The following is a 22,959-nucleotide window of genomic DNA, read 5'->3' as shown; positions in this document are numbered from 1 at the left end:
CTAGCATGGCCGCATGAACGAGACGACGAAGAACACCGCCCGCACCGTGGCCGTGCTCGGCCTGGGCATCATGGGCGCCGCGATGGCCCGCAACCTTCTCCGCGCCGGCCTCGACGTCCGGGTCTGGAACCGCGACCCGGCCAAGACCGGCCCCCTGGCCGATGCCGGCGCGCACGCGGCCGCGACCCCTGCCGAGGCGGTCGAGGGCGCCGGCGTGGTCCTGACGATGCTCTACGACGCCGCCGCGGTGACGGAGGTGATCCGGCAGGCAGCCCCCGGCATCACGCCCGGCACCGCCTGGGTGCAGTCCACCACGGTAGGCGTCCACGACGCCGGGGCCCTGGCGGAGCTTGCCCGCGAGGTGGGACTGGAGCTGGTGGAGGCTCCGGTGTCCGGCACCCGCGAACCCGCCGAGGCCGGCCAGCTGCTGGTGATCGCCGCCGGTGCGCCCGCGGTGCGGGACGCGGTGGCACCGGTCCTGGACGCGATCGGGGCGCGCACCACCTGGACCGGTGAGGATGCCGCCGCCGGTACCGCCGCCCGCCTGAAGCTCGTGGTCAACAGCTGGGTCATCGCGGCCTCCAACGCCACCGGCGAGATCCTGGCCCTAGCCGGGGCGCTGGGGGTGGAGCCGCAGCAGTTCCTCGACCTGATCGAGGGCGGCGGACTGGATCTGCCCTTCCTGCGGGGCAAGGCCGGACTCATCCTCGGCGACAAGCTGGACCCGGCGTCGTTTGCCGTGGACACCTCGCTCAAGGACGCCCGGCTGATCCTGGCGGCGGCAGCGGAACAAGGCATCCGCCTCGACGGGACCGAGGCCGCGGCGGCCCGGCTGGAGCGGGTGGCCGCCCAGGGCCGGTCCAAGCAGGACATGGCGGCCGCGTACTACGCCAGCACGCCGGCGGACGGCGGGGCCGGGGACTAACGGTAACCGTCAGGACCGGCCGGCCCAGGGATCGTAGTCGGCCAGCAGTTCTTCCTGCGGCGGCCGCTGGTCCTCCGGGATGTGCTGGAGGTTGATCCGGACCCGGTACCAGAGCGAGCTGGAGCCGCGCATCCCGTCGACCAGGACGTCGGCGGGGTGCAGGCCTGCCGCCGTCCCGGCATGGCCCGCCTTCCACGCCTCAAGGGCCGCGAGCGCCTCCGCCTTGGTCCTGGTCCGCGCCACCTCGATCAGCGGCATCACGGACTGGCGCCGCCCGGAGCCGTCCTTTCCGGCGCCCCTCGGCGCCTTTTCCGCCGGGCCCAGCGTCCCGGCCAGCTCCAGCAGGGCCGCCAGGCTGCCGGCGGCCTCATCGATGCCCGCATGCGGGTCGCCGTCCTTTGCGTACCGGTCCGGCAAGGTCAGCACGGTGAACTGCTCCGGCCGGGCGGACGGCACCTCCTGCCAGGTCAGCGGCGCGGACACCCGGGCGTCGGGGAGCGGACGCACCGAGTAGGCGGAGGCCACGGTGCGGTCCTTGGCGTTCTGGTTGAAATCGACGAAGACGCTCTCGCCGCGTTCCTCCTTCCACCACCGGGCGGTCGCTAGGCCCGGGGCCCGGTTCTCCACCTCCCGGGCCAGGGTCTCGGCGGCGAGGCGCACCTGCGGGTAGGACCAGTCCGGCGTGATGCGGACCAGGATGTGCAGGCCGCGGGACCCGCTGGTCTTCGGCCAGCCGACCAGCCCGACGTCGTCGAGCACGCCCCGGGCGATCAGCGCGGTGTCCACGATCTGCTCCCAGCCCACGCCCGGCATGGGGTCCAGGTCGATCCGCAGCTCGTCAGGGTGCTCAAGGTCCGTGGCCCGGACGGGGTGCGGGTTCAGATCGAGGCAGCCGAGGTTGACCAGCCAGGCCAGCCCGGCGGCGTCCCGGATCACGGCCTCCTCCGCGGAGGTCCCGGAGGCGTAGTGCAGGGTGGCGGTGTCGACGAAGTCCGGGTGGTTCTCCGGGACCCGCTTCTGGAAGAACGGCTCCGCGTCGATGCCCTTGGGGAACCGTTTGAGGACCATCGGCCGGCCGCCCGCGCCGCGGAGGGCGCCGTCGGCGACGGCGAGGTAATAGTGCACCAGGTCCAGCTTGGTCAGCCCCGGCCCGGGGAAGACCACCTTGTCCGGGCTGGAAATGCTCACCTCGTGCCCGGCCGCGGTGATGATCTCAGGCGGAGTCTTCGACGGGCTCATGCGGCCACGCTAGCAACGTTCCCGCGCCCCAACCAGAGGCCACCGCGGCCCGCTGCCAGCCAGCCATCAGGTTCTGCCGGGATAATCCGCAGTCAGCAACGGTACACACCGCGTGCGCCCGGTCCGCGGGCTGCTCGGCGGTGACGAAGGAGGATCCCCATGTCCGAGCAGGAATACCAGAATCCGGCGCCGGAGCCCGCCGCGCCGGCGAAGGGCCCGGCGGCGAAGGGTCCGGCGGCGCTCTGGTCCGACGGGCTGGGCCGCGCCGGGACCCGGGCCGCGCAGGTGCTGCTGCTGGTGGGCCTGGCGTGGGTGGTGATTCGGGTCCTGACCCTGGTGCCGCTCGTGGTCATTCCGGTGCTCCTGGCGGTCATTCTGGCCGCCGCCATCTCCCCGCTGGTGCGCTGGCTGGCCGGCCACGGCTGGCCGCGGGCCCTGGCCGTGCTGACCTCCTTCGTCGCGGTCCTGGCCGTGTTCGGCGGCGTGGTCACCGCCGTCGTCGCCCTGGTACGGATGCAGTTCAAGGAGCTGGTGACCCGCGCACTGGCCGGGATCGACCAGCTGCACGCCTTCCTGAATAACGGGCCGGTCCCGGTCTCGGACCAGGAGCTCGCCAACGCCAAGGAATCGGTGCAGAAGTTCTTCAGCAGCGGCAACCTGGGCTCCGACGCCCTCACCGGCCTGCGCACCGGAGGGGAGATCCTCGCCGGCATAGTCCTGATGGCCGTCATCCTGTTCTTCTTCCTCAAGGACGGGGCCGTGATCCGGGCCTTCCTCTTCGGGTTCCTCCCGGCCCGGCACCGTGACCGGGCGCACCGCGCCGCCGCGGCCAGCACCCGCGTCCTCGGCGGCTACGTGCGGGGCACGGCGCTGATCGCCGCGATCGACGCCGCCATTGTCGCCGTCGCACTGCTGATCCTCGGCGTCCCGCTGGCGGTGCCGCTGGCGGTCTTCGTGTTCATCGGCGGGTTCATTCCGATCATCGGCGCCACCGCCGCCGGCAGCCTCGCCGTCCTGGTGGCCCTCGTCTCCAACGGCCCGGTACCTGCCCTGGTGGTCCTCGCCGTCCTGATCGGCGCCAACCAGCTCGAACACCATGTCCTGCAGCCGCTGCTGATGGGCAAGGTGCTAAACATCCACGGGCTGGTGATCCTGCTGTCCCTGGCCGCCGGGACCATGCTCGCCGGTGTCATCGGGGCGCTGCTGGCGGTGCCGCTGGCCGCCGTCAGCTGGACCATCATCAAGGTCTGGACCGGCCGCGACGCCGCCGACCAGCCGGCACCCGGGCAGTCCCCACCCCACGAGCCGGCAGTCGCGGGGTAGGCCCGTCCAGAGCCACGAATCACTAGCCCGGGCCTGTCGCCCGCGTCAGTAGGTCGCGGCGTTCGAGAGGATAAGCGGCGGCTGCGGGGCCTGGTTGAAGTCGAACGCCGTGGTCAGGTCGCCCAGGAGGGGGTTGGTCTCCCGCACGCTGGGCCGGCCGTCAGGGCGCCCGTCGGTGCCGGGGTCGATCCGCTGGCCGTGCAGGAAGTCGTCCTCGATGAACTTGATGTAGGCGTCGTGGCTGGCGGTCTGGTGGTCGATGTAGCCCTTCCGGGCGTAGGGGCTGATGATCAGTCCGGGCACCCGGAGGCCGTAGCCGTTTTCGTCCGCCACGGGCGGGGCAACGTGGTCGTAGAACCCGCCCCAGTCGTCCCAGGTCAGGAAGATCGCGGTGCTGTCCCAGTCCGGTCCGGACATGACGGCGTTGACCAGGCCGGCCACGTAGGCCTGGCCGGTCTTGATGCTGGCCGGGGCGTGCTCGCTGACCTTGTCGGTGGGCGCCACCCAGCTGACGGCCGGCAGGGTGCCTTGCTTGGCGGCGTCGTAAAAGTTTCCCAGCGCCTGGATGTTCCCCAGCTCGCCGTCCTCCTTGACCGTGTCGAAGTACAGCAGCGGGTTCCAGAGGCCCGGCGTCTTGGCGTCCTGCTTCACCGGGGCGCAGGTCGCGGCGTCGTCCCGGCAGTCCGGTTCGGTGCCGTTGAAGACGTAGTAGGCCCACGGGACGTGCTGCTGGTGGAGCAGGTAGGTCAGGTCCGTCCAGGCGTAGTCGGGGAGCTCGAGCTTCTTGGCGGCGTCGCTGAGCTTTTTCTTCAGCGCGGCCGGGACCTGGGCGGCGTCCACCGCGGCCTGGCAGCTGGGGTAGGAGTCGGTGGGCTTGCAGCTGGCGCTGATCAGTTGATCGATCTCGGTGGCCAGGTCCGGGCTGATGCCCGCCGCCCTGAGGGCATCCTGGCAGGGCTGCAGGTCCAGGCCGGTCTGGCACTTGCCGATCAGGGTGTTGCGGATGATCTCCGGGTCGGGTCCGCTGTCCGGGTTCTGGAGTTCGTTGACGCACGACGACGGGTCCCCGGCCCTGCTGCACTTGGCGGACCACTCCGAGACCAGGTAGAGGTGGGCGGGCAGGCTCCAGGCCGATGCCGCGGCGAAGAGGTGGTCCTGCAGGGTGAAGTTCTGGGCGTAGGCCCAATAGTTCGGCAGGTCGGTGCCGTCGTGATAGCCCATCACGTCGGTGGCCTTGGTGTTGTACTGGCAGGCCGCAGCCGTGGCGGCGCAGCCGGAGAGCCCCTTCTCCGCCTGGGCCACGAAGCCGTCCATGGCCCCGCCGTTGACGTCGGCGACCTCGTCGGAGTGGCTGTGCGGTGCCCCCGCGTTGTTGACCTCCGGGTTGTGGTACGGCCGGATGCAGCCGCCGCGGCCCGGATCGGGCAGGCAGACCGACGGCGTCCCATCCTGCATGGGGATGCCGTCCGCCCCGGGGTAGGTGCCGAAGTAGCTGTCGAAGGACCGGTTCTCCTGGGTGATGATCACCACGTGCTTGATCTTGGCGATGCCCTGGGGCGGCGCCTGCAGCAGTTGGAGGCCGCCCAGGACGTTGCCGATCAGCCCGGTGCCGCCCGCTCCGGCGCCGGCCAGCACCGCCACCAGCACCAGCAGGGCCACGGTGGAGCCGGCGGCGATCACCAGGCGGCGCCGCCCGAACCGGCCGAGGCGGCCACGGAGGGTGCGCTGACTCATGGCTGCCCCTGGGATCCGGAGCGGTAGACGTCGCCGCCGAAGGCGTTGACGCCGGGTTGGGCCGCGCCGGCCAGGCGGGGCAGGCCGAAGATGTCCTCCATGCTGGCCAGCAGGCTGTAGTGGTTGTACGCCCGGTCCGAGCTGCCGCCCGGGACCGTGAACGGCGAGAGCACCAGGGCCCCGACCTTGCCTCCCGCCGTGCCGCCGGTGACGCCCGACGACGGTCCGACGGCGCCGCCGTCGGCCTCGTCGAAGGTGATCACCAGCATCCCGTCCTGCTGGTAGGCGGGGGAGGCGAGGATCGCCGGGACCTGGCTCTTCAGCCACTCATCCGCCGTGCCCAGGCCGCCGGCGGTTCCGTCCACGCAGGGGCTGTCGTGGCCGTCGTGGCAGAGGTTTGGCGTGATGTAGGACAGGTTGGGGGTGGTGGCGGCGGAGGAGAGGTCGTGCGCCAGCGCCGAGTAGTTGACGACGTTCCGGCCGCAGCCGGAGCCGTCCGTGATGGAGCGGAAGTAGACGAACGGGTTGTGCCGGGTGGCGTACTGGTCCCCGGCGGTGGCGGCGACGTGGGTGTCGACGGCGTCCGGTTGCGGGTGCTCGCACGGGGTGGCCATGTCCTCCATGTAGCCGCGCCAGGTCTTGTGCGCCGCGTCCAGTTGCCCGGCGAGGGTGGGAACCTCGGCCGGGAAAAGGCACCCGTCGCCCAGCAGTTGGCCCTGGGAGTCCAGCCCCGTGCCGCTGAAGGGCGTGTACGTGTGGCAGTCATGTTCGGTGCTGCTGTTCGGCGGCTGGCCGGAGATCTGGGCCAGGTAATTCGGCAGCGAGTTGTGGGAGACGCCGTAGTAGCTGTCCAGCAGGACGCCCTGGGCGCGCAGGGTGCCGGAGAGGTACGGGGCGGGGGAGCCGTTGCCCCAGACCCGGTCGAAGCCTTTGTTTTCGAGGTTGATCACGAAGATGTGCCCGGGAGTGCCGGTCCGTTGGGGCGCGGCGGCGGGAGGCTGGCAGGCCGTGACCGCGGTGAGAAGCAGGGCGAGCAGGAAGGCGATCCGTGCGGCACTGCGGCGCCGACTCCGGTGCGCGCTCCGGTGGGAAAGCAGGGTCACGGTCAGCTCCTCTCGGGACCGCCGGGGAACCCGTTTCCGCGCCTCCGGGTGGGGGAGCAACGGGATACCCGGTTCAAAAACTGTGCCATGCCGCGGAGGCTCCGCTCCCGCGTGAAGGCTGTGAGTTCCCCTTGAATTTCGGTGGCCCGAAACTTATGGGCGTCTCGCCGGCTACTCGGCGCTGGGCCGGCGGCGCTGCTGCTTCGTCGCGGAGCGCAGTTTCTTCCCGGCCAGCCGCCGCCGGGTGGAGCCGCGGGTGGGCGAGGTTTTGCGCCGGGCGGCGGGTCCGGGCGCCAGTGCCTCCGCCACCAGGTGGACAAGGCGGGCTGCGGCGGCCTCCCGGTTGCGGAGCTGGGACCGGCGCTCGGACGCGGCGACGGTCAGGACACCGCCGGTCAGCCGGCCTTCCAACCGGCGGCCCAACAACTCCCGCTGGTCCTCCCGCAGCGAGGGCGATCCGGTGACGTCCCAGGACAATTCCACCCGGCTGTCCGAGGTGTTCACGTGCTGGCCGCCGGGGCCGGAGGAACGCGAGAACCGCCAGCGCAGTTCCGACGCCGGGATCGTCAGGGAATTGTTCACCTCCAGGTCCATGCCACCAGCGTGTCACAGAACTCGCGGCCGTCGGCGGAACGATTGGCGGGACGACCCGGCGCCGCGCCCGCCGCCGTCGGGCCCCTCACCCGGCGCTCCGCCCTGCGCTGCGGCGTGGCGCGGTTCCGGGTACGGCGTGTAATCTCTGAACACGGCGATGGATCCCGCCGGAACGGCCTGCACTCCGCACCCCGTTCGAACCGCCTCCTGGCTGATGGTTCCTGCCTTTGCACCAACGAAGGTGGGTGACCCGTGCTGACAGCCGCGTCGCCGCGACGCCTCACACAGACGCCACAGGACAGGAGCATCATGACACCAACAGGACCCGTCCCCGGTCCGGCGGACCCCGCCGCCGGAGGGCAGCACGCCGCGTCCGGACACACTTCCGGCTCCATCGATCGCATCGCCGGGCCCGTGGTCATGGGCGCGGTCCCGGGCCAGCCACCGGCCGTCGCCCACCGGGCCGCCGAGCTTGCGCTCAGCCTGGGTGTTCCCCTGATCTGTGCCTACGTGGACGTCACCAGCTACCTCGCCGATGACCCCGCCGGCCGCCGTCCTGGTGATCCCAGCGGCGCCCGGCCGATCGATCCCGACGGCATCGACGACGACGTCGAGGGGATCGCCGCGGCGCTGAAGACCAGCCTGGGGGAGACCCTGGACGCCGGCGGCGTGCCTTGGTCCTTCGTCGCCCTGGCCGGGGACCCCGCGCGGGCACTCGCCCGGCTCGCCGAGGCCAGCGGCGCCTCGATCATCGTCGTCGGGACGCGGGAGCGTGGCCTCGGCGCCCGCTTCGAGGAGCTGCTGGTCGGCTCGGTGGCTGTGCACCTGACCCACCGCCAGCACCGCCCTGTCCTGGTGGTCCCGCTCGCCCCGCAGCCCCGGCACCACGCACGGGAGGGCCGGTAATGGAACCCCGCACCCCGGACACCGTCCCCGCCGCCCGGCCGGACGGCACCGACGCCGCGGCGTCCGGCCCCGGGCACCCCGCGCAGGAGCCGGCACACAGCCGGCGACCGCTGCACCTGCACCCGGGCTTCCTGCTGCTGGTGGTGGCCGGCGGGATCGCCGGAACGCTGGCCCGCTACGGCCTCGGCTCCATCCTGCCCGCCCCCGGCGGCTGGCCGCTGCCCACCCTCGTGATCAATCTGGCGGGGGCGTTCCTGCTGGGCCTGCTGCTGGAGGCCCTGATCCGCCGCGGCCCCGACGCCGGACGGCTCCGCGTCATGCGGCTGCTCCTTGGCACCGGGTTCATGGGCGCCTTCACCACGTACAGCACCCTGGCCCTGGAAAGCAACGGACTGCTCGCCGCCGGCCGTTCCCTTGACGCGCTGGCGTACGTGGGAGCCTCCCTGGTGGGCGGTTTCCTCGCCACCTTCGCCGGCATCCGCCTGGCCTCCGCGCGGAAGGGGGCGTCCGCATGAGCCTGGTCACCGTCGCCCTGCTGGGCCTGGCCGGGGGCCTCGGCGCCGCCTCCCGGTTCCTGCTGGACGGACTGATCCGCAGCCGGGTCCGCGCCGCCCTTCCCGTGGCCACGATCGTCATTAACGTCACCGGCTCCTTCCTCCTCGGCCTGATTGCCGGGGCCGTCGGAGCCCACGCCGCACCGCCGGAACTCCAGCTCATTGCCGGGACCGGGTTCCTGGGCGGCTACACCACCTTCAGCACCGCCAGCTTCGAGACCGTGCGCCTGGTCCAGTCCGGCCGGTCCGGGCTGGCGCTGGTCAACGGCCTTGGCACGGCCCTCGCCGCGGTCGGTGCGGCCGCCGGCGGCCTGGTCCTTGGCGGGCTGCTGTGAGCGCGTCCGGCCAGCCGGCACAGGCCCAGCCGGTAACGGCCGAGCGCCGCGGAAACCGGTTCGGCCCGATGGGCTTCGTCCTGTCCTTCGGCGTGGTCAGCATGCTGGCCGACGTCGTCTACGAGGGCGCCCGCGCCATCACCGGCCCATACCTGGCCACCCTCGGCGCCAGCGCCGTGATGGTCGGCTTCATCACCGGCGTCGGCGAGGCAGTGGCGCTGGTCCTCCGGCTCGGAACCGGGCCGCTGGCTGACCGCACGCGCAAGTACTGGCCGCTGACCATCGCAGGGTACGCCCTGACCGCCGTCGCCGTCCCGCTGCTGGCCCTCGCCGGGTCCCTCTGGCAGGCCTCCGCCCTGGTGATCACCGAACGCTTCGGCAAGGCCGTCCGCACCCCCGCGCGCGACACCATGCTCTCCCACGCCGGGGCGACGCTGGGCCGCGGCCGCGCGTTCGCGATCCACGAGGCGCTGGACCAGTCCGGCGCCCTGGTGGGCCCGCTCCTGGTCAGCCTGATGATCGCGGTCTCCGGCTACCAGCTGGGATTCGGCGTCCTCGCCATCCCCGGCGCGCTGGCGATCGCCGCGGTCGTCCTGCTCCGGCGTTTCGTCCCGGCCCCCGAGCGGTTCGACGCCGGGCTCGCCGGCGACGGCGAACTCGCCAACGCAACCGTTCCCGTGGCGGTGCCCGCCGCACCGGCCGTCCGCACGCCGTTGCCGGCCCGGTTCTGGTGGTACAGCGGCTTCACCGCCGTGTCCATGTTCGGGTTCTCCACCTTCGGCGTGGTCTCCTACCATCTGGAGGTGGAGAAGGTGCTGGCGCCTGGGCTGATCCCCGTGACCTACGCCGTGTCGATGGGCGCTGCGGCCTTGGCGGCGCTGGCCTCGGGTGCGCTGTACGACCGGATCGGATTGCGCGGGCTGCTGGTGGCTTTGCCGCTCACCGCCGCCGTGCCGTTCCTGTCTTTTTCGGATTCGCCCGCCCTGGTGTGGGCCGGCGCGGCGGTCTGGGGCGCGGCCCTGGGCATCCACGAATCCACCCTGCGCGCCGCCGTCGCGGACCTGGTCCCGGCCGCCCGGCGCGGCACGTGGTACGGGATTTTCACCGCCGTCTATGGCCTTGCCTGGCTCGCGGGCTCGACCATCATCGGCGCCCTGTACGCCTCGTCCCCGGCGGGGCTGGCGGTCTTCACGATCGCCACCCAGGTGGCCGCCCTGCTGGTCTTTATCCCGCTGCTGCGTTCCGGCGCGGGGCGGCCCGCCGCGTCGGCGTAGGCGCCTATACCGCCGGGTCGGCGGCGAGTTCGCGCTTGAGGATCTTGCCGCTGGGACCCAGCGGCAGTTCGCTCAGCAGTCGAATGATGCGCGGGTACTTGTAGGCGGCCAGCTGCGAGCTGGCGAACTCAACCAGTTCCGCTTCCGTGACCGTGGCCCCGGCGTCGAGCACGATCGCCGCGGCAACCTCCTGGCCGTGGACCTCGTGCGGGACGCCGTAGACGGCGGCGCTGACCACCTGCGGGTGGGTCAGCAGCAGCTCCTCGACCTCCCGCGGGTAGACGTTGTAGCCGTTGCGGATGATCATGTCCTTCTTGCGGTCCACGATGGTGAGGTAGCCCTCGTCATCCTTGGTGCCCAGGTCGCCGGTGCGGAACCAGCCGTCGACCACGGCCTCCGCGGTGGCCTCGGGCCGGTTCAGGTAGCCCTTCATCAGCAGGTGGCCGCGGACAACCAGTTCGCCGAGTTCGCCGTTGGGCAGCAGTTCGATGCTCTCCACGGTCTCGGCCCGGGCGATCTCGATGTCCACGCCCCAGATAGGGATGCCGATGGTGCCCGGCCGCGGCGTCATACCGACGTGGTTGAACGCCGCCACCGGCGAGGTCTCGGTCAGCCCGTAGCCCTCGTGGATTTCGATGCCGAACACGTCGCGGAACCGGTCCATCACCGCCAGCGGCAGCGACGCCCCGCCGGAGATGCCGTAGCGCAGATCCGCCGGCCGCACCGACGTCGACTTCGCGGCCTCCAGCAGCGCCACGTACATGGTGGGCACCCCGACGAAGACGTTGACCTTATGCTTGGCCACCAGCTCCAAGGCGCCCTGGCCGGTGAACCGCGGCAGCAGCACCACGGTGGCGCCCGCGCGTAGCCCGGCGTTCAGGACCACCGTCTGGCCGAAGGTGTGGAAGAGCGGCAGGCCGCCGAACAGCACGTCCCCGGGCTTGAAGTCCATCACGCTGGTCAGGATCACGGAGGTCTGCTCCACCAGCGCGAAGTGCGTCCCCAGCGCACCCTTGGGCTTACCCGTGGTGCCGGAGGTGTAGAGGATCGTGGCCGTGTCCGAGGGCCGGCAGGGTTCGTAGCTGCGGATCGGTTCCGCCGCGGCGGCCTCCGCCTCGAGCCGGGGCAGGTCCCCGCCCTCGGGCGACATGACCGTCAGGACGTCGACGCCGCTAGCCGCGGCCCCGGCGGCGCCCTCGCCCAGGAGGGCGTCCGCGCAGATCATCAGCCGCGCGCCGCTGTCCTGCAGGACGTACTCGATTTCGCGGGCCTTGAGCAGGGCGTGCACCGGCACCACGATCGCGCCGAGGGCCAGCACCGCGTAGTACACGCGGGCGAAGTCCGGCACGTTCGGGATCAGCACGGCGACCGCGTCGCCCCGGCCGATGCCGCGGGCCCGCAGCGCGCCGGCGTACTCCCGGGTCTGCCGCCAGAGATCGCCGTAGCTGGTCCGGTCCTCCCCGACGATCAGAGCCGTCCGGTCCGGGGAGCGGCGGGCGGACTCCGCCAGGATTGCCGCGACGGAAATGGTGGCGAAACCGTCGCCGCTGGTGGTGTTGGTCATGGCCTGCTTCTTCGTCGGAGGGGGTGGTTAGGCTTTGAGGACCAGGGCGTCGCCCTGGCCGCCGCCGCCGCAGAGGGCGACGACGCCGGTGCCGCCGCCGCGGCGCTTCAGGGCGAGTGCCTGGTGCAGGACCAGGCGGGCCCCGGAGGCGCCGACGGGGTGGCCAAGGGCGATCGCGCCGCCTTCGGCGTTGACGACGTCGGTGTCGATGCCCAGGTCGTTGGCGGACTGGATCAGCACGGAGGCGAAGGCCTCGTTGATTTCCACCAGGTCCAGGTCCTTGGCGTGCAGTCCCTCCTGGGCGAGGGCACGGTCGATGGCCCGCGCCGGCTGGGAGTGCAGGGAGCCGTCCGGACCGGCGGTCTGGCCGTGGGCGCCGATCTCGGCGATCCACTCCAGGCCGGCGGCGATCGCGGCTTCCTTGCTGGCGATGACGAGGGCCGCGGCGCCGTCGGAGAGCGGTGAGGCGGAGCCGGCGGTGATGGTGGCGGCGGCGTCCTTGGAGAACGCCGGGCGCAGCTGCGCGAGGGACTCGGCGGTGGTGTCGGCGCGGATTCCCTCGTCGTGTTCCAGGGTCAGGGCCGGGCCCTTCCGCTGGGGCACCTCGATCGGGGCGATTTCCTCGGCGAGGATCCCGGCGGCGCGGGCGGCCTCGGCGCGCTGGTGCGAGCGGGCCGCGACGGCGTCCTGCTCCTCGCGGCTGATCTGTCGTTCGACGTTGCCGGCGTCCGTGGCCTCGCCCATCAGCTTGCCGCTGACCGGGTCCTGCAGGCCGTCGTGGTTGAGGGAATCGAGCATGGGCGCGTCGCCGATAACGACGCCGGCGCGCAGTCCGGGGACCAGGTGCGGGGCATTGGTCATGGATTCCTGGCCGGCGGCGACGATGAAGTCGGCCTCCCCGGCGCGGATCATCCGGGCGGCGTCGATCACGGCGGTGAGGCCGGAGAGGCAGAGTTTGTTGATGGTGACGGTGGGGACGTCCCAGCCGATGCCGGCGGCGAGGCTGGCCTGCCGGGCGGGGCCCTGGCCCGCGCCGGCCTGGATGACCTGGCCGACGATCACGGCGCCGACCTGTTCGGGGGCGACGCCGGTGCGCTCCAGTGCGGCGCGGATGGCGTGGGCACCCAGCTCGCTGGAGGAGAAGGCGGACAGGCCGCCGCGGAAGCGGCCGAAGGGGGTGCGGGCGCCTCCGAGGATGACCGGGGTGATGGCGTTCTGGTTCATGGGTGGGTCCTTTGGTGGGTGGCGTCTGTCAGGGGACGGCGACAAGCGAAGAAATGGACGGGTCAGGCGAAGGCGGAGGTGCCGGTGATGCCGCGCCCGATGATGAGCGCCTGCATGGTCTCGGTGCCTTCGTAGGTGTGGATGGCCTCGATGTCGGCCAGGTGCCGGGCGACGCGGTTGGCCAGCAGGATGCCGTTGCCGCCGAGCAGGTCGCGGGCGTTGGAGGCGATGCCGCGGGCCAGCCGGGTGCAGGTGTACTTGGCCAGCGCGGCCTGCTCGGCGGTCAGGGCGCCGGCCTCGTCCAGCCGGGTCATCTGTACGACCATCAGCTGCATGGTCGAGAGCTCGCTGAGCATGCGGGCCAGCCGTTCCTGCACGATCTGGGAGGAGGCCAGCGGGCGGCCGAACTGCTTGCGCTGCTTGGCGTACTGGACGGCGGTTTCGTAGCAAGCGGTCGCGTGGCCGACGGCGGACCAGGCGACGCTGAGCCGGGTGGCCAGGAGCACGCGGGCGGTGTCCTTGAAGGTCCGGGCGCCCGGCAGGATGTTCTCCTCCGGAACGAAGACGTTCTCCAGCCGGATGTGGGCCTGCCAAATGGCGCGCAGGGCAAGCTTGCCCTCGATGGTGGTGCCCGTGTAGCCGGGGGAGTCCTGCGGGACGAGGTAGCCGTGGACCTGCCCGTCCTCGCCGCGGGCCCACACCACGCTGAGGCCGCCGATGGAGCCGTTGCCGATCCACTTCTTCTCGCCGTTGAGCAGCACACCGCCGTCGGTGGGGGTGGCGGTGGATTCCAGGCCCACGGAATCGGAGCCGTGGGTGGGCTCGGTGAGGGCGAAGGCGGCGTACTCGGTGCCGTCGGCGATCGGGGCCAGCCAGCGCCGCTTCTGCTCTTCGGATCCGCATTCTGCGACCGAGCGGAGGGCCAGGCCGCCCTGCACGGCGATCATCGTGGCCACAGAGCCGTCGCCGCGGCTGATTTCCATGGTCACCAGGCCGGCGGCCATGCTGCTCATCGGGGCGTGGCCCTCGACGTCGATGCCGTCGCGCAGGAGGTCCAGTTCGCCGAGGCGGCGGAGCAGGTGCACGGGGTATTCGGCGCGTTCCCAGTAGCCGTCGATCACCGGCAGGACCTCGTCCTGGACGAAGCCGCGGGCGCGGTCCCAGTAGGCGCGGTCCTCGTCGCTGATGCCGGTGAAGAGGGCTGCCGGGTCGGTTCCCAGTGCCTCGGTCAGGAGGTAGTCCGGCTCCACGGTGCCGGCGGGGAAGCCGGCCGGGACGGTGCCGGAATGGTCGGTGGCCGCGGAGGCGGGCGACGTCGTCGTCATGTGCGTGCTGGTCCTCGTCGATAGCGTCGGCGGCTGCGTGCCGCGCGTGGCGTGGCTCACACCACGTCGATCAAGGATGCAATGAAACGCAGTTCCACGTCAAGAAACTCCGTTCCAAGGTGGCTGCGGCGCGTTGGGGGGGAACTCGTCAGGGGAGCGCGTCGCGGACCGCGCGGGCCACGGCGTCCTTGTCCGCGGCTCCGGCCAGCACGGTCACCACCACGGTGCTGGCTGCCGCAGCCGGGGCGGTGCCGAGCAGGACCGGGCGGAACAAGGCGGACAGGCCGCGGAGTTCCGTGGCGAGATCGCGCATCCGCCCGGTGTCGGCGTTCTCCTGCTGTCGGGTTTCTTCGGTGGCGGGGGAGCGCAGCCATTGGCGGAGGAAGGCGTTGTGGACGGCGACGACGGCGGCCGCGTAGGCGACGGCGGTGTGCTCACGGTGATCCGCCCCGGCCAGTTGGTCACCCGTTCCGGCGGCGGCGGCGGCGGGCAGACGGTCCAGCAGGTGCACGAGGAAGGCGCGCTCGTACCGGTGCGAGGTGACCAGTTCCCGGTCCCGGAGCGAGGGCACGGCCTGCATCAGTTCGTAGCGTGCCCGGGAGGTTTCGCGGTGGCGCAGGTGGTGCTCGAACACCAGCAGGGCGGCGTCCTCGACGCCGGCGAGCGGATCCTGCCGGGATTGGGCCAGCCGCCCGGTGACCTGCGTCAGGATCCGTTCGTGGTCGGCGAAGACCACGTCTTCCTTCGACCCGAACTTGCGGAAGAAGGTGCTGCGGCTCATCCCGGCGGCCTCGGCGAGTTCCTCCACGGAAGTGGCGTCGAAGCCCTGCCGGGCCAGCAGCCCGATAGCGGCGGCCGCCGGGCTGTCGGCGTCGTGGGTCACGGGCTGGCTGGTCATGGCCCGAAAGTAGCACACCGCCGCGCCTCGACCAGGCCCGGCAGTACGTCAGCCGCGCTCCGCGGGGGCGCCGGATTCCTGGCTGGCCGGCGGGATGAGCCGTCCCATCAGGGACCCGGCACCGCTGCCCGGAGCCGGCGTGTAGACCACCAGGTGAAGGTCCGGCCGGTCCGAGGGGGAGAGCTGATGGTGTTCCAACGTCAGGATGCCGACGCCTGGGTGGTGGAAGACCCTCTCCCGCGACTCAAAGCCAAGAATGTCGTACCGGTCCCAGCCCTCTTTGAACTCCGGGCTGGCGGACTTGAGCCGTTCCACCAGGTTCCTGACGTCCACGTCGCCCAGGCGCTGCCCGGTTTCGGCACGGAACTCGGCCAGGAACCGCTGGCTGGTCACCTCCCAGTCCGGCAGGAGGTCCCGGACGTAGGGGTCGGTGAAGACGAGCCACAGCAGGTTGCGGTCGGCGGCGGGCACGGTGGCGATGTTGGGGAACAGGGCCGCGTAGGCGCTGTTCCAGCCCGCAATGCCCCAGTCAGGAAACAGGGCGAATGATGGGTTCGGGTCCAAGGCGTCGAGCAGGCGCTGGAGATGGGCGGGGGCGGTGGCCGCCGCGGCGGGCCCCGGCCCGACGGCGGCGTAGCCCCCGAGGGAGAGGACGTAGTCCAGTCCGGCGTCCGAGAGATGCAGGGCCCGGCCGACCGCTTCGAGGACCTGGCGGGACGGGTTGATGTCCCGTCCCTGCTCCAGCCAGGTGTACCAGGTCACGCTGACGCCGGAGAGGAACGCTACCTCCTCGCGGCGCAGGCCCCGCTCGCGGGTGCGGGACAGGGGTGGGAGGCCGTAATCCACCCGAACGGCCTGGTTCCGACGGGCCCGCAGGAAGAGCCCCAGTTCCTTGCGACGATCGGCGTGCTGCACCTAGAAATACTATTACTCTGTTAGTTTTACTACTAGTATCAAGGCCGTCTTCACCCCGGCTGCGGCGCGGTGCAGGATGATACACATGCCTGCACTTCGCTCTAAAACAGTCACCCACGGCCGGAACATGGCCGGAGCCCGCGCCCTGCTGCGCGCCTCCGGCGTCGCCAACTCGGACATCGGAAAACCGATCATTGCCGTGGCCAACTCCTTTACGGAGTTCGTCCCCGGCCACACCCACCTCGCCCCCGTGGGGCGGATCGTCTCCGACGCGATCCTGGCCGCCGGAGCGGTTCCCCGCGAGTTCAACACCATCGCCGTGGATGACGGCATCGCCATGGGCCACGGCGGCATGCTGTACTCGCTGCCCTCCCGCGACCTGATCGCCGACTCCGTGGAGTACATGGTCAACGCCCACTGCGCCGACGCCCTGGTCTGCATCTCCAACTGCGACAAGATCACCCCCGGCATGCTGATGGCCGCGCTGCGCCTGAACATCCCCGTGGTGTTCGTCTCCGGCGGCCCCATGGAGGCCGGCCGCGTCACCCTGACCGACGGCTCCGTCCGCTCCCTGGACCTGGTGAACGCCATCTCCGACGCCGTGGACGAGTCGATCTCCGACGCCGACATCAACCTCATCGAAGAAAACGCCTGCCCCACCTGCGGATCCTGCTCCGGCATGTTCACCGCCAACTCGATGAACTGCCTCACCGAGGCCATCGGCCTGTCCCTGCCCGGCAACGGCTCCGTGCTCGCCACCCACACCGCGCGCAAGGCGCTGTACGAGAAGGCCGGGGCCACCGTCGTCGAGCTCGTGAAGCGCTACTACGACGGCGACGACGAGTCGGTGCTGCCCCGCTCGATCGCCACCGCCAAGGCCTTCGACAACGCCATGGCGCTGGACATCTCCATGGGCGGATCCACCAACACCATCCTGCACCTGCTGGCCGCAGCCCAGGAGGCGGGCGTTGACTATGGCCTGGCCGAGATGGACGCCAAGTCCCGCCAGGTACCGTGCCTGGCCAAGGTTGCCCCGAACGTGGCCAAGGACCGGACCTACTACATGGAGGATGTACACCGTGCCGGCGGCATCCCCGCACTGCTGGGCGAACTGAACCGCGGCGGCCTCCTGCACAAGGACGTCCACTCGGTGCACTCGTCCGACCTGGACGGCTGGCTGGACGACTGGGACATCCGCGGCGGCAAGGCCACGGAGGAAGCCGGCGCCCTGTGGCACGCGGCCCCCGGCGGCGTCCGGTCCTCCACCGCGTTTTCCCAGTCGAACGAGTGGACCTCGCTGGACACCGACTCCGCCGAAGGCTGCATCCGCTCCGTGGAGCACGCCTACTCCAAGGACGGCGGGCTGGCCGTGCTCCGCGGCAACGTGGCCGTGGACGGCGCCGTGGTGAAGACCGCCGGTGTGGATGAATCCATCTGGACCTTCTCCGGCCCGGCCGTGGTGTGCGAATCCCAGGATGAGGCCGTGGAGAAGATCCTGAACAAGACGATCAAGGAAGGCGACGTGGTGGTCATCCGCTACGAGGGGCCCAAGGGCGGTCCGGGCATGCAGGAAATGCTGTACCCGACGTCGTTCCTCAAGGGCCGCGGCCTGGGCAAGAAGTGCGCCCTGATCACCGACGGCCGCTTCTCCGGCGGCACCTCCGGCCTGTCCATCGGGCACATCTCCCCGGAGGCTGCCTCCGGCGGAACTATCGCCCTGGTCGAGGACGGGGACATCATCAGCATCAACATCAGCCAGCGGTCCCTGCAGCTGGAAGTCAGTGACGAACTGCTGGCCGAGCGGCGGGAGAAGCTGCTGATCAACGGCGGCTACAAGCCCAGGGACCGGGAACGCGAGGTCTCGGCCGCGCTGCGGGCGTACGCCGCCATGGCCACCTCCGCCGACAAGGGTGCCGTCCGCGACGTCACGCTCCTGGGCGGCTAGTCCCCGCCGGCCTACAGTCCGCGCACGGCAGCGGCGGCCCGTTGCCCTATCACCTGTGGTGCCTATGAACACTTTTTGGCACCCGCAAGTGATAGGGCAACGGGCCGTTCGTGTGCCAGCATGGGCGGACGAACGACGCCAGGGAGGGAATGGAATGAAGTCCAACGAACTGCTGCTCGATGCTTTTGGCCGGATCCGCGAAACGGTGGAGGCCGTGCTGGACGGAACGGACGAAAGCGGCCTGACCCGGCGCCCGGGAGGGACCGGGAACTCCATCGCCTGGCTTCTCTGGCACCTGGCCCGGGTGGAGGACGCCCAGGTCTCCTCCGCGGCCGGCCTCCCGCAGGTCTGGACAGCCCAGGCCTTCGCCGGCAGGTTCGGGCTCCCGCTGCCCGAGCGGGACACCGGCTACGGGCACTCGTCCGCCCAGGTGGACTCCGTGACCGCCGGGCCGGACCTGCTGCTGGAGTACTACGACGCCGTGCACCGGCAGACTGCCGGTTTTATCGAAGGACTGGACGACGGCGCGCTGGACCGGGTGGTGGACGAGCGGTGGGATCCGCCGGTCACCCTGGGCGTGCGCCTGGTCAGCGCCGTGGCGGACTGCCTCCAGCACGTGGGCCAGGCTGCGTACGCCAAGGGCCTGGGCGGCTGTTCCGCCCAGGCCCCTGGTCAGGCTGGTTGCTGCGTGTGAAACCGCCGGCGGTTACCTGCCGGCACTGAGCACCATGGCCGAGCCGCCGCCGCGGCGGACGGGTTCGGCGGCGGCGGTCAGCCGTCCGCCCGGTCCGAACTCGATCGCCGTCGCGGCGCCGATCTCCGCCGCGGACGTGAAGGCGTCACCCGAGGGCGTGAACTGGTGCCCGAACGGGGTGAGCTGATCGCCGTAGGCCGCGATGAACGCCGGCTCGGCGGTGACCTTCGCCGTGTTCCGCTGCGAGGCGCGGGGCGCGGCGATGGCCTCCGAGATGGTCATGCCCAGGTCCACCCGGTTCAGGATGGTCTGCAGCACGGTGGTGATGATCGTGGACCCGCCCGGCGAGCCCAGGGCGACGAACGGGGCGGCGTCCTTGAGGATGATGGTCGGGGACATCGAGGAACGGGGACGCTTCCCGGGTTCGATCCGGTTCGGGTCCTGCGCGTCATAGACCGTGGAGAAATCGGTCAGCTCGTTGTTGAGCAGGAAGCCGCGGCCGGGAACCACCATGCCGGAACCGCCGGTCTGTTCGATCGTGAGCGTGTACTCGGCCACGTTGCCCCACTTGTCCGCCACCGTGAGGTTGGTGGTGGAGATGTTCTCGGTGTCCTTTTCGCTGGCCGCCGGCGCCGTGGAGGCGGGGCACACGCCGTCGTAGTTGGCGACATCGCCCGGCGCCACCGGCTTGGTGGCCGCGTGCAGGGGATCGATCAGGCAGGCGCGCTCCTTGCCGAAGAGCGGATCGGTCAGGGCCGCCGTCGGGACCGTGACCTTGGCCGGGTCGCCGACATACTTGCCGCGGTCGGCGAAGGACAGGGCGCTGGCCTCCAGGTAGTGGTGCAGCGCGCCGGCGGTGGACAGGCCGGAGAGGTTGGTGGGGGCCAGGATGTTCAGGGCCTCGCCCACGGTGGTGCCGCCGCTGCTGGAGGGAGCCATGCCGTAGACGTCCAGTCCGCGGTAGCCCACCCGCGTGGGGGCCTGGTCCGCGGCCCGGTAACCGGCCAGGTCCGCCGTCGTCATCGATCCCGCGGGCACGGGCAGCGTGGTGCCGGGCGCCTTGGCGGGGTTCTGGACGGTGGCCGCGATGTCGGCGGCCAGTGGCCCGGTGTAGAAGCCCGCGGTGCCCTGCTTGGCCAGGAGCCGGTAGGTCGCGGCGAGGTCGTGGTTCTGGAAGATGCTGCCGACGGCGGGGGCGTCGCCGCCGGGAAGGAACAGTTCGCTGGTGGCCGGGAAGGCGGCGAACCGGGCCTTGTTGTCCAGGGTCTGCTGGCGGAAGGTGGGGTCGACGACGAAGCCGCGGTCGGCCACCTTGATGGCCGGTTTCAGGGCCTCGCCCAATCCCAGGCTGCCCCACCGTTCCAGGGCGCGCTGCCAGGTGGCCGGGGTGCCCGGGACACCGACGGCGACGCCGCTGGTCACCAGTTCCGGGGTGAAGCGGTAGGGCCTCCCGCTGGATTTGTCGATGAAGGCGTCGGGGGTGATGCCGGCCGGCGCGGTTTCCCGGCCGTCGATGGTGCCCACCGACTTGCTCTTGGCGTCGTAGTACACGAAGTACCCGCCGCCGCCGACGCCGGCGCTGTACGGTTCGGTGACACCCAGGGTGGCGGCGGCCGCGACCGCTGCGTCGGCCGCGTTGCCGCCTTTGCGGAGGACCTCGATCGCCGCGGCGGACGCCTCCGGATCGACGGTGCTCACGGCGCCGCCGTACCCGGTGGCGGTGGGGGTCTTCTCCGTCCCGCGGGGATCGGCGACGGCGGGGCCCGCGACGGCGCCGCCGGCCACGGTGAGTGCCAGCGCCGCCGTCAGGGCGGAGAGCCTGCGTCCTGGTGTTTTCATGAATGCTCCCGGTGAAGAGGTCTGTCGATTGATGTCACACTACGTGTCGATTTTGTGACATTCAATGACAAGACGTTCTGCGTCGGGGGCGTCAGGTCGGTTCCGGCCTCCCGTCGAGGCGCCGGACCAGGGCGTCGAGTATGGGGAGCTGGCCGCGGACCAGCCGGAGCCTGGCCTCGTCCTCGCCAACCCATTCGGCTGCGTCGATCTCGGGGAATTCCCGGATGGTGCCCGAGCCCCTGGGCCACTCCAGCGGGAAGGTGTTGCTGACGATCCGCTCCGGGGCGAAGTCCGTCTCCGCGGCGAAGACGGTGACTACCTTCCCGGATGACTGCCGGAAGCTGCCCAACGGAACGTAATCGGCCTCGGGCGGCGGGGTGCCGATCTCTTCGGTGAACTCACGCCGGGCCGCGGCGAGCGGGTCCTCCTGGTCCGTGTGGATGCCCTTCGGGATGGACCAGGACGCGGTTTTCTTGCGCGCCCAGAACGGACCGCCCATGTGGGCGATCCAGACCTCCAGCCCGGCGCCGGTCCGGCGGTAGAGCAGCAGGCCCGCGCTGTGGACGGTCACTTGGCTGCCGGGTCCGCTTCGTTGCCGGTCCCGTGTTCCGGCGCGGCGTCCTTGAGCGCGGCCACGGCCGAACGCACCGCGTCGGGCATGGTGGTGGCCGGCCGCCCGATCAGGGATGCGAGCTGGCCGGAGGTGACCAGAAGGTCGCCGCGGGCAATGCCGACGTCGGAGTCGGCGAGGATGCCGGCGAAGTCCGCGGGGACCCCGAATCCGGCGAGCATCGCGGCGTAGTCCGCGGCAGGGAGGTCCTGGTAGGCCACAGGTTGTCCGGCCGCCGCGCTGATCTCGGCCGCCAGTTCCGCCATGGTGAAGGCCTGGTCGCCGCCGAGTTCATAGACCTTGCCGGCCTGGTCGTCGGCCAGGAGCACGGCTGCGGCCGCGTCCGCGTAGTCGGCGCGGGCGGCGGCGCTGACCTTGCCGTCACCGGCGCTGCCGGCGAAGCCGCCCTGGGCCAGGGTGCCCGGCAGCTGTTCGGTGTAGTTCTCCAGGTACCAGCCGTTGCGGAGGAGGACGTGGGGCAGTCCGGACTCGGCGAGGAGCTTCTCGGTGGCCTGGTGTTCGGCGGCGAGCTTCATCCCCGTGCTGTCCGCGTTGGCGATGCTGGTGTAGGCGAAGAGTTCCACGCCCTCGGCCCGGGCGGCGTCGATGACGGTCCGGTGCTGTTCGAGGCGCTGGCCGACGGCGCTGCCGGAAATCAGCAGCACCTTGGACGCACCCTTGAGGGCCGCCGCGACCGACCCGGCGTCGTCGTAGTCCATGGCCCGGACTTGGACGCCGCGGCCGGCGAACTCATCCAGCTTGTCGACGGCGCGGCCGACGGCGACGAGCTCGCCCGCGGGGGCGCCTCGGCGGAGCAGGGATTCCAGGACGAGGCGGCCCAGGTGGCCGGTGGCGCCGGTGACAACGATGCTCATGATGGTTCCTCTCGGGTGGTGTGTTCTTCCGAGGGCTTCAACACGCGGGCGGCACCGGATCATCCCGGCGGCTCACGCAGTCCTACCATCCGGCCCGGGGGGCGCCTGACCCGGGAGGCCGGGCCCGGGCCGCTACCAGTTCTGCGGGTCGTTGAGCCGGCACAGCTGCGAGCTGCACTGCCGGTCGCTGACCTGCCAGTCGGGTTGCCGGGCGGACGCATGCCGCTGGTCGGTCCAGTTCGGAACCACCCGGGATCCGCAGGCCGGACAGGGCGGCTCCACGTGGGCGCGTCGCTGTGCCTTATTCATATTTCCCCCAAGAAATGTTGAAACGTACCCGCCACGGTAGCAATAACTCCAGTGACGTTACAAAACCCGGGGGCGGGGGTGGCTCCTAGGCGTCGTCGTCGGTGTGGCGGCGGAAGTCGCGGGATAGATAAAACGCCAGCGCGGCGAAGTTGCCGCTGTCCACCGTAACCGCCACCGTGTTGCGGCCCTGTATCTGGAGGGTGTCGAGGCAGTGGCTAAGCAGTTCGTCAGCCAGGCCCTGGCGGCGGAAGTCGGGGTGGGTGAAGAGTTCGGCGATCACGGCGTCCCATTCCCCGTCGCTGCCGGGGGCCGGTTCGGTGACGATGATGGCCGCGGTCAGCTGGCCCTCTGGTCCGGTCAGGACGGCGGAGGCCTCGGGGAGGTGGGCGCCCTCCGCTCCGGAGAGCAGCGCGTCGATCCAGCCCGTGGCCCGCTCGGGCGGCTGGGGAAGGCTCTCCGCGTACGACTCGTGATACATCCGTGAGAGTTCGTCGACGTCGTCGGGCTTGATGGGGCGGAGGGGCACGCCGCGGCGGGTGGAGCCGCCGGCGGCCGTTTCAGCGGTGAGGACGAACAGGGGATTCACGGCGACCTGCACTCTCTCCTGGGCGGAGTCCGGGGATGCCCGGGCCGGGCGGGGCGCTCCGGCCTTCCATCCAGACTGTACCGCCAATATTGCGCCCAGGTTTCGGGCCGGTGATATTTGTGGAGATCTTTCGGTTGGCCCACGGCCCGGACACAGGAACGGCCCGGCGGCACAGGGAATTCCTGCGC

At 71.2% G+C, this 22,959-nt stretch carries 21 protein-coding genes and 1 riboswitch; of the genes, 8 read left to right on the top strand and 13 right to left on the bottom strand.

Going from position 1 to position 22,959, the window contains the following annotated elements:
• Positions 1-13: 13 nt before the first annotated feature.
• The gene (locus QWJ39_RS11690; protein ID WP_290257996.1) at positions 14-925 is read left to right on the top strand and encodes an NAD(P)-dependent oxidoreductase; all 912 of its coding nucleotides are present in this window, start codon (positions 14-16) and stop codon (positions 923-925) included.
• Positions 926-934: 9 nt separating this feature from the next.
• On the opposite strand, the gene ligD is transcribed toward QWJ39_RS11690, so the two are convergent.
• Entirely contained in the window at positions 935-2,164 is a 1,230-nt protein-coding gene (gene ligD / locus QWJ39_RS11685) for a non-homologous end-joining DNA ligase (protein WP_290257995.1), read from the bottom strand.
• Positions 2,165-2,323: 159 nt separating this feature from the next.
• Here ligD and QWJ39_RS11680 point away from each other — a divergent pair, with 159 nt between their 5' ends.
• Positions 2,324-3,487 (top strand): AI-2E family transporter, encoded by a 1,164-nt coding sequence (locus tag QWJ39_RS11680; RefSeq protein WP_290257993.1) that lies wholly within the window; start codon positions 2,324-2,326, stop codon positions 3,485-3,487.
• Between the two features lie 45 nt (positions 3,488-3,532).
• Here the strand turns inward: QWJ39_RS11680 and QWJ39_RS11675 are convergent, their stop codons facing one another.
• From QWJ39_RS11675 to arfB, 3 genes are all read right to left on the bottom strand, one after another.
• Positions 3,533-5,221: an alkaline phosphatase family protein gene (locus QWJ39_RS11675; protein ID WP_290257992.1), complete on the bottom strand. Its 1,689-nt coding sequence runs from the start codon at positions 5,219-5,221 to the stop codon at positions 3,533-3,535.
• Entirely contained in the window at positions 5,218-6,324 is a 1,107-nt protein-coding gene (locus QWJ39_RS11670; protein ID WP_290257991.1) for an alkaline phosphatase family protein, read from the bottom strand. Before QWJ39_RS11670 ends, QWJ39_RS11675 begins: the two co-directional genes overlap by 4 nt.
• Before the next feature lie 171 nt (positions 6,325-6,495).
• Positions 6,496-6,918 (bottom strand): alternative ribosome rescue aminoacyl-tRNA hydrolase ArfB, encoded by a 423-nt coding sequence (gene arfB, locus QWJ39_RS11665; protein WP_290257990.1) that lies wholly within the window; start codon positions 6,916-6,918, stop codon positions 6,496-6,498.
• Positions 6,919-7,062: 144 nt separating this feature from the next.
• A riboswitch (Fluoride riboswitch) is annotated at positions 7,063-7,149 on the top strand.
• 78 nt (positions 7,150-7,227) lie between these two features.
• Here arfB and QWJ39_RS11660 point away from each other — a divergent pair.
• From QWJ39_RS11660 to QWJ39_RS11645, 4 genes are read left to right on the top strand one after another with little or no spacing between them, the layout of a single operon-like run.
• On the top strand, positions 7,228-7,824 hold the full coding sequence (locus tag QWJ39_RS11660; protein ID WP_290257989.1) for a universal stress protein: 597 nt from the start codon (positions 7,228-7,230) through the stop codon (positions 7,822-7,824).
• Complete coding sequence (locus QWJ39_RS11655; RefSeq protein ID WP_356903350.1) at positions 7,824-8,339, top strand: CrcB family protein; 516 nt, start codon at positions 7,824-7,826, stop codon at positions 8,337-8,339. Before QWJ39_RS11660 ends, QWJ39_RS11655 begins: the two co-directional genes overlap by 1 nt.
• The gene (gene crcB / locus QWJ39_RS11650; RefSeq protein ID WP_290257988.1) at positions 8,336-8,713 is read left to right on the top strand and encodes a fluoride efflux transporter CrcB; all 378 of its coding nucleotides are present in this window, start codon (positions 8,336-8,338) and stop codon (positions 8,711-8,713) included. Before QWJ39_RS11655 ends, crcB begins: the two co-directional genes overlap by 4 nt.
• On the top strand, positions 8,710-9,987 hold the full coding sequence (locus tag QWJ39_RS11645) for an MFS transporter (protein WP_290257987.1): 1,278 nt from the start codon (positions 8,710-8,712) through the stop codon (positions 9,985-9,987). Before crcB ends, QWJ39_RS11645 begins: the two co-directional genes overlap by 4 nt.
• 4 nt (positions 9,988-9,991) lie before the next feature.
• Here QWJ39_RS11645 and QWJ39_RS11640 read toward each other — a convergent pair whose 3' ends face one another.
• The 5 genes from QWJ39_RS11640 to QWJ39_RS11620 form a co-directional block, all read right to left on the bottom strand.
• Positions 9,992-11,551, bottom strand: coding sequence for a long-chain fatty acid--CoA ligase (locus QWJ39_RS11640; protein WP_290257986.1), 1,560 nt, complete (start codon positions 11,549-11,551; stop codon positions 9,992-9,994).
• A 27-nt stretch (positions 11,552-11,578) separates the two neighbouring features.
• Complete coding sequence (locus QWJ39_RS11635) at positions 11,579-12,775, bottom strand: acetyl-CoA C-acetyltransferase (protein WP_290257985.1); 1,197 nt, start codon at positions 12,773-12,775, stop codon at positions 11,579-11,581.
• A 62-nt stretch (positions 12,776-12,837) separates the two neighbouring features.
• On the bottom strand, positions 12,838-14,100 hold the full coding sequence (locus QWJ39_RS11630; protein ID WP_290257984.1) for an acyl-CoA dehydrogenase family protein: 1,263 nt from the start codon (positions 14,098-14,100) through the stop codon (positions 12,838-12,840).
• A gap of 148 nt (positions 14,101-14,248) precedes the next feature.
• Complete coding sequence (locus QWJ39_RS11625) at positions 14,249-14,998, bottom strand: TetR family transcriptional regulator (RefSeq protein WP_290257983.1); 750 nt, start codon at positions 14,996-14,998, stop codon at positions 14,249-14,251.
• Positions 14,999-15,046: 48 nt separating this feature from the next.
• Positions 15,047-15,913, bottom strand: a complete 867-nt coding sequence (locus QWJ39_RS11620) for a helix-turn-helix transcriptional regulator (protein WP_290257982.1) — start codon at positions 15,911-15,913, stop codon at positions 15,047-15,049.
• Positions 15,914-15,998: 85 nt separating this feature from the next.
• Between QWJ39_RS11620 and ilvD the strand changes: the two genes are divergently transcribed.
• Together ilvD and QWJ39_RS11610 are read left to right on the top strand one after the other, a co-directional pair.
• Entirely contained in the window at positions 15,999-17,858 is a 1,860-nt protein-coding gene (ilvD, locus tag QWJ39_RS11615; protein ID WP_290257981.1) for a dihydroxy-acid dehydratase, read from the top strand.
• Between the two features lie 154 nt (positions 17,859-18,012).
• Positions 18,013-18,552 (top strand): DUF664 domain-containing protein, encoded by a 540-nt coding sequence (locus tag QWJ39_RS11610; RefSeq protein ID WP_290257980.1) that lies wholly within the window; start codon positions 18,013-18,015, stop codon positions 18,550-18,552.
• A gap of 12 nt (positions 18,553-18,564) precedes the next feature.
• On the opposite strand, the gene ggt is transcribed toward QWJ39_RS11610, so the two are convergent.
• The 4 genes from ggt to QWJ39_RS11590 form a co-directional block, all read right to left on the bottom strand.
• The gene (ggt, locus tag QWJ39_RS11605; RefSeq protein ID WP_290257979.1) at positions 18,565-20,391 is read right to left on the bottom strand and encodes a gamma-glutamyltransferase; all 1,827 of its coding nucleotides are present in this window, start codon (positions 20,389-20,391) and stop codon (positions 18,565-18,567) included.
• 91 nt (positions 20,392-20,482) lie between these two features.
• On the bottom strand, positions 20,483-20,962 hold the full coding sequence (locus QWJ39_RS11600; protein WP_290257978.1) for an NUDIX domain-containing protein: 480 nt from the start codon (positions 20,960-20,962) through the stop codon (positions 20,483-20,485).
• Complete coding sequence (locus QWJ39_RS11595; RefSeq protein ID WP_290257977.1) at positions 20,959-21,876, bottom strand: SDR family oxidoreductase; 918 nt, start codon at positions 21,874-21,876, stop codon at positions 20,959-20,961. Before QWJ39_RS11595 ends, QWJ39_RS11600 begins: the two co-directional genes overlap by 4 nt.
• A gap of 394 nt (positions 21,877-22,270) precedes the next feature.
• Positions 22,271-22,771, bottom strand: coding sequence for an N-acetyltransferase (locus tag QWJ39_RS11590; RefSeq protein WP_290257976.1), 501 nt, complete (start codon positions 22,769-22,771; stop codon positions 22,271-22,273).
• Positions 22,772-22,959 lie beyond the last annotated feature (188 nt).

Source organism: Arthrobacter sp. YD4 (assembly GCF_030410515.1).
Lineage (GTDB): Bacteria > Actinomycetota > Actinomycetes > Actinomycetales > Micrococcaceae > Arthrobacter.
Note: the sequence above shows the minus strand (reverse complement) of the source record. Positions and strands in the feature narration are given on the sequence as shown.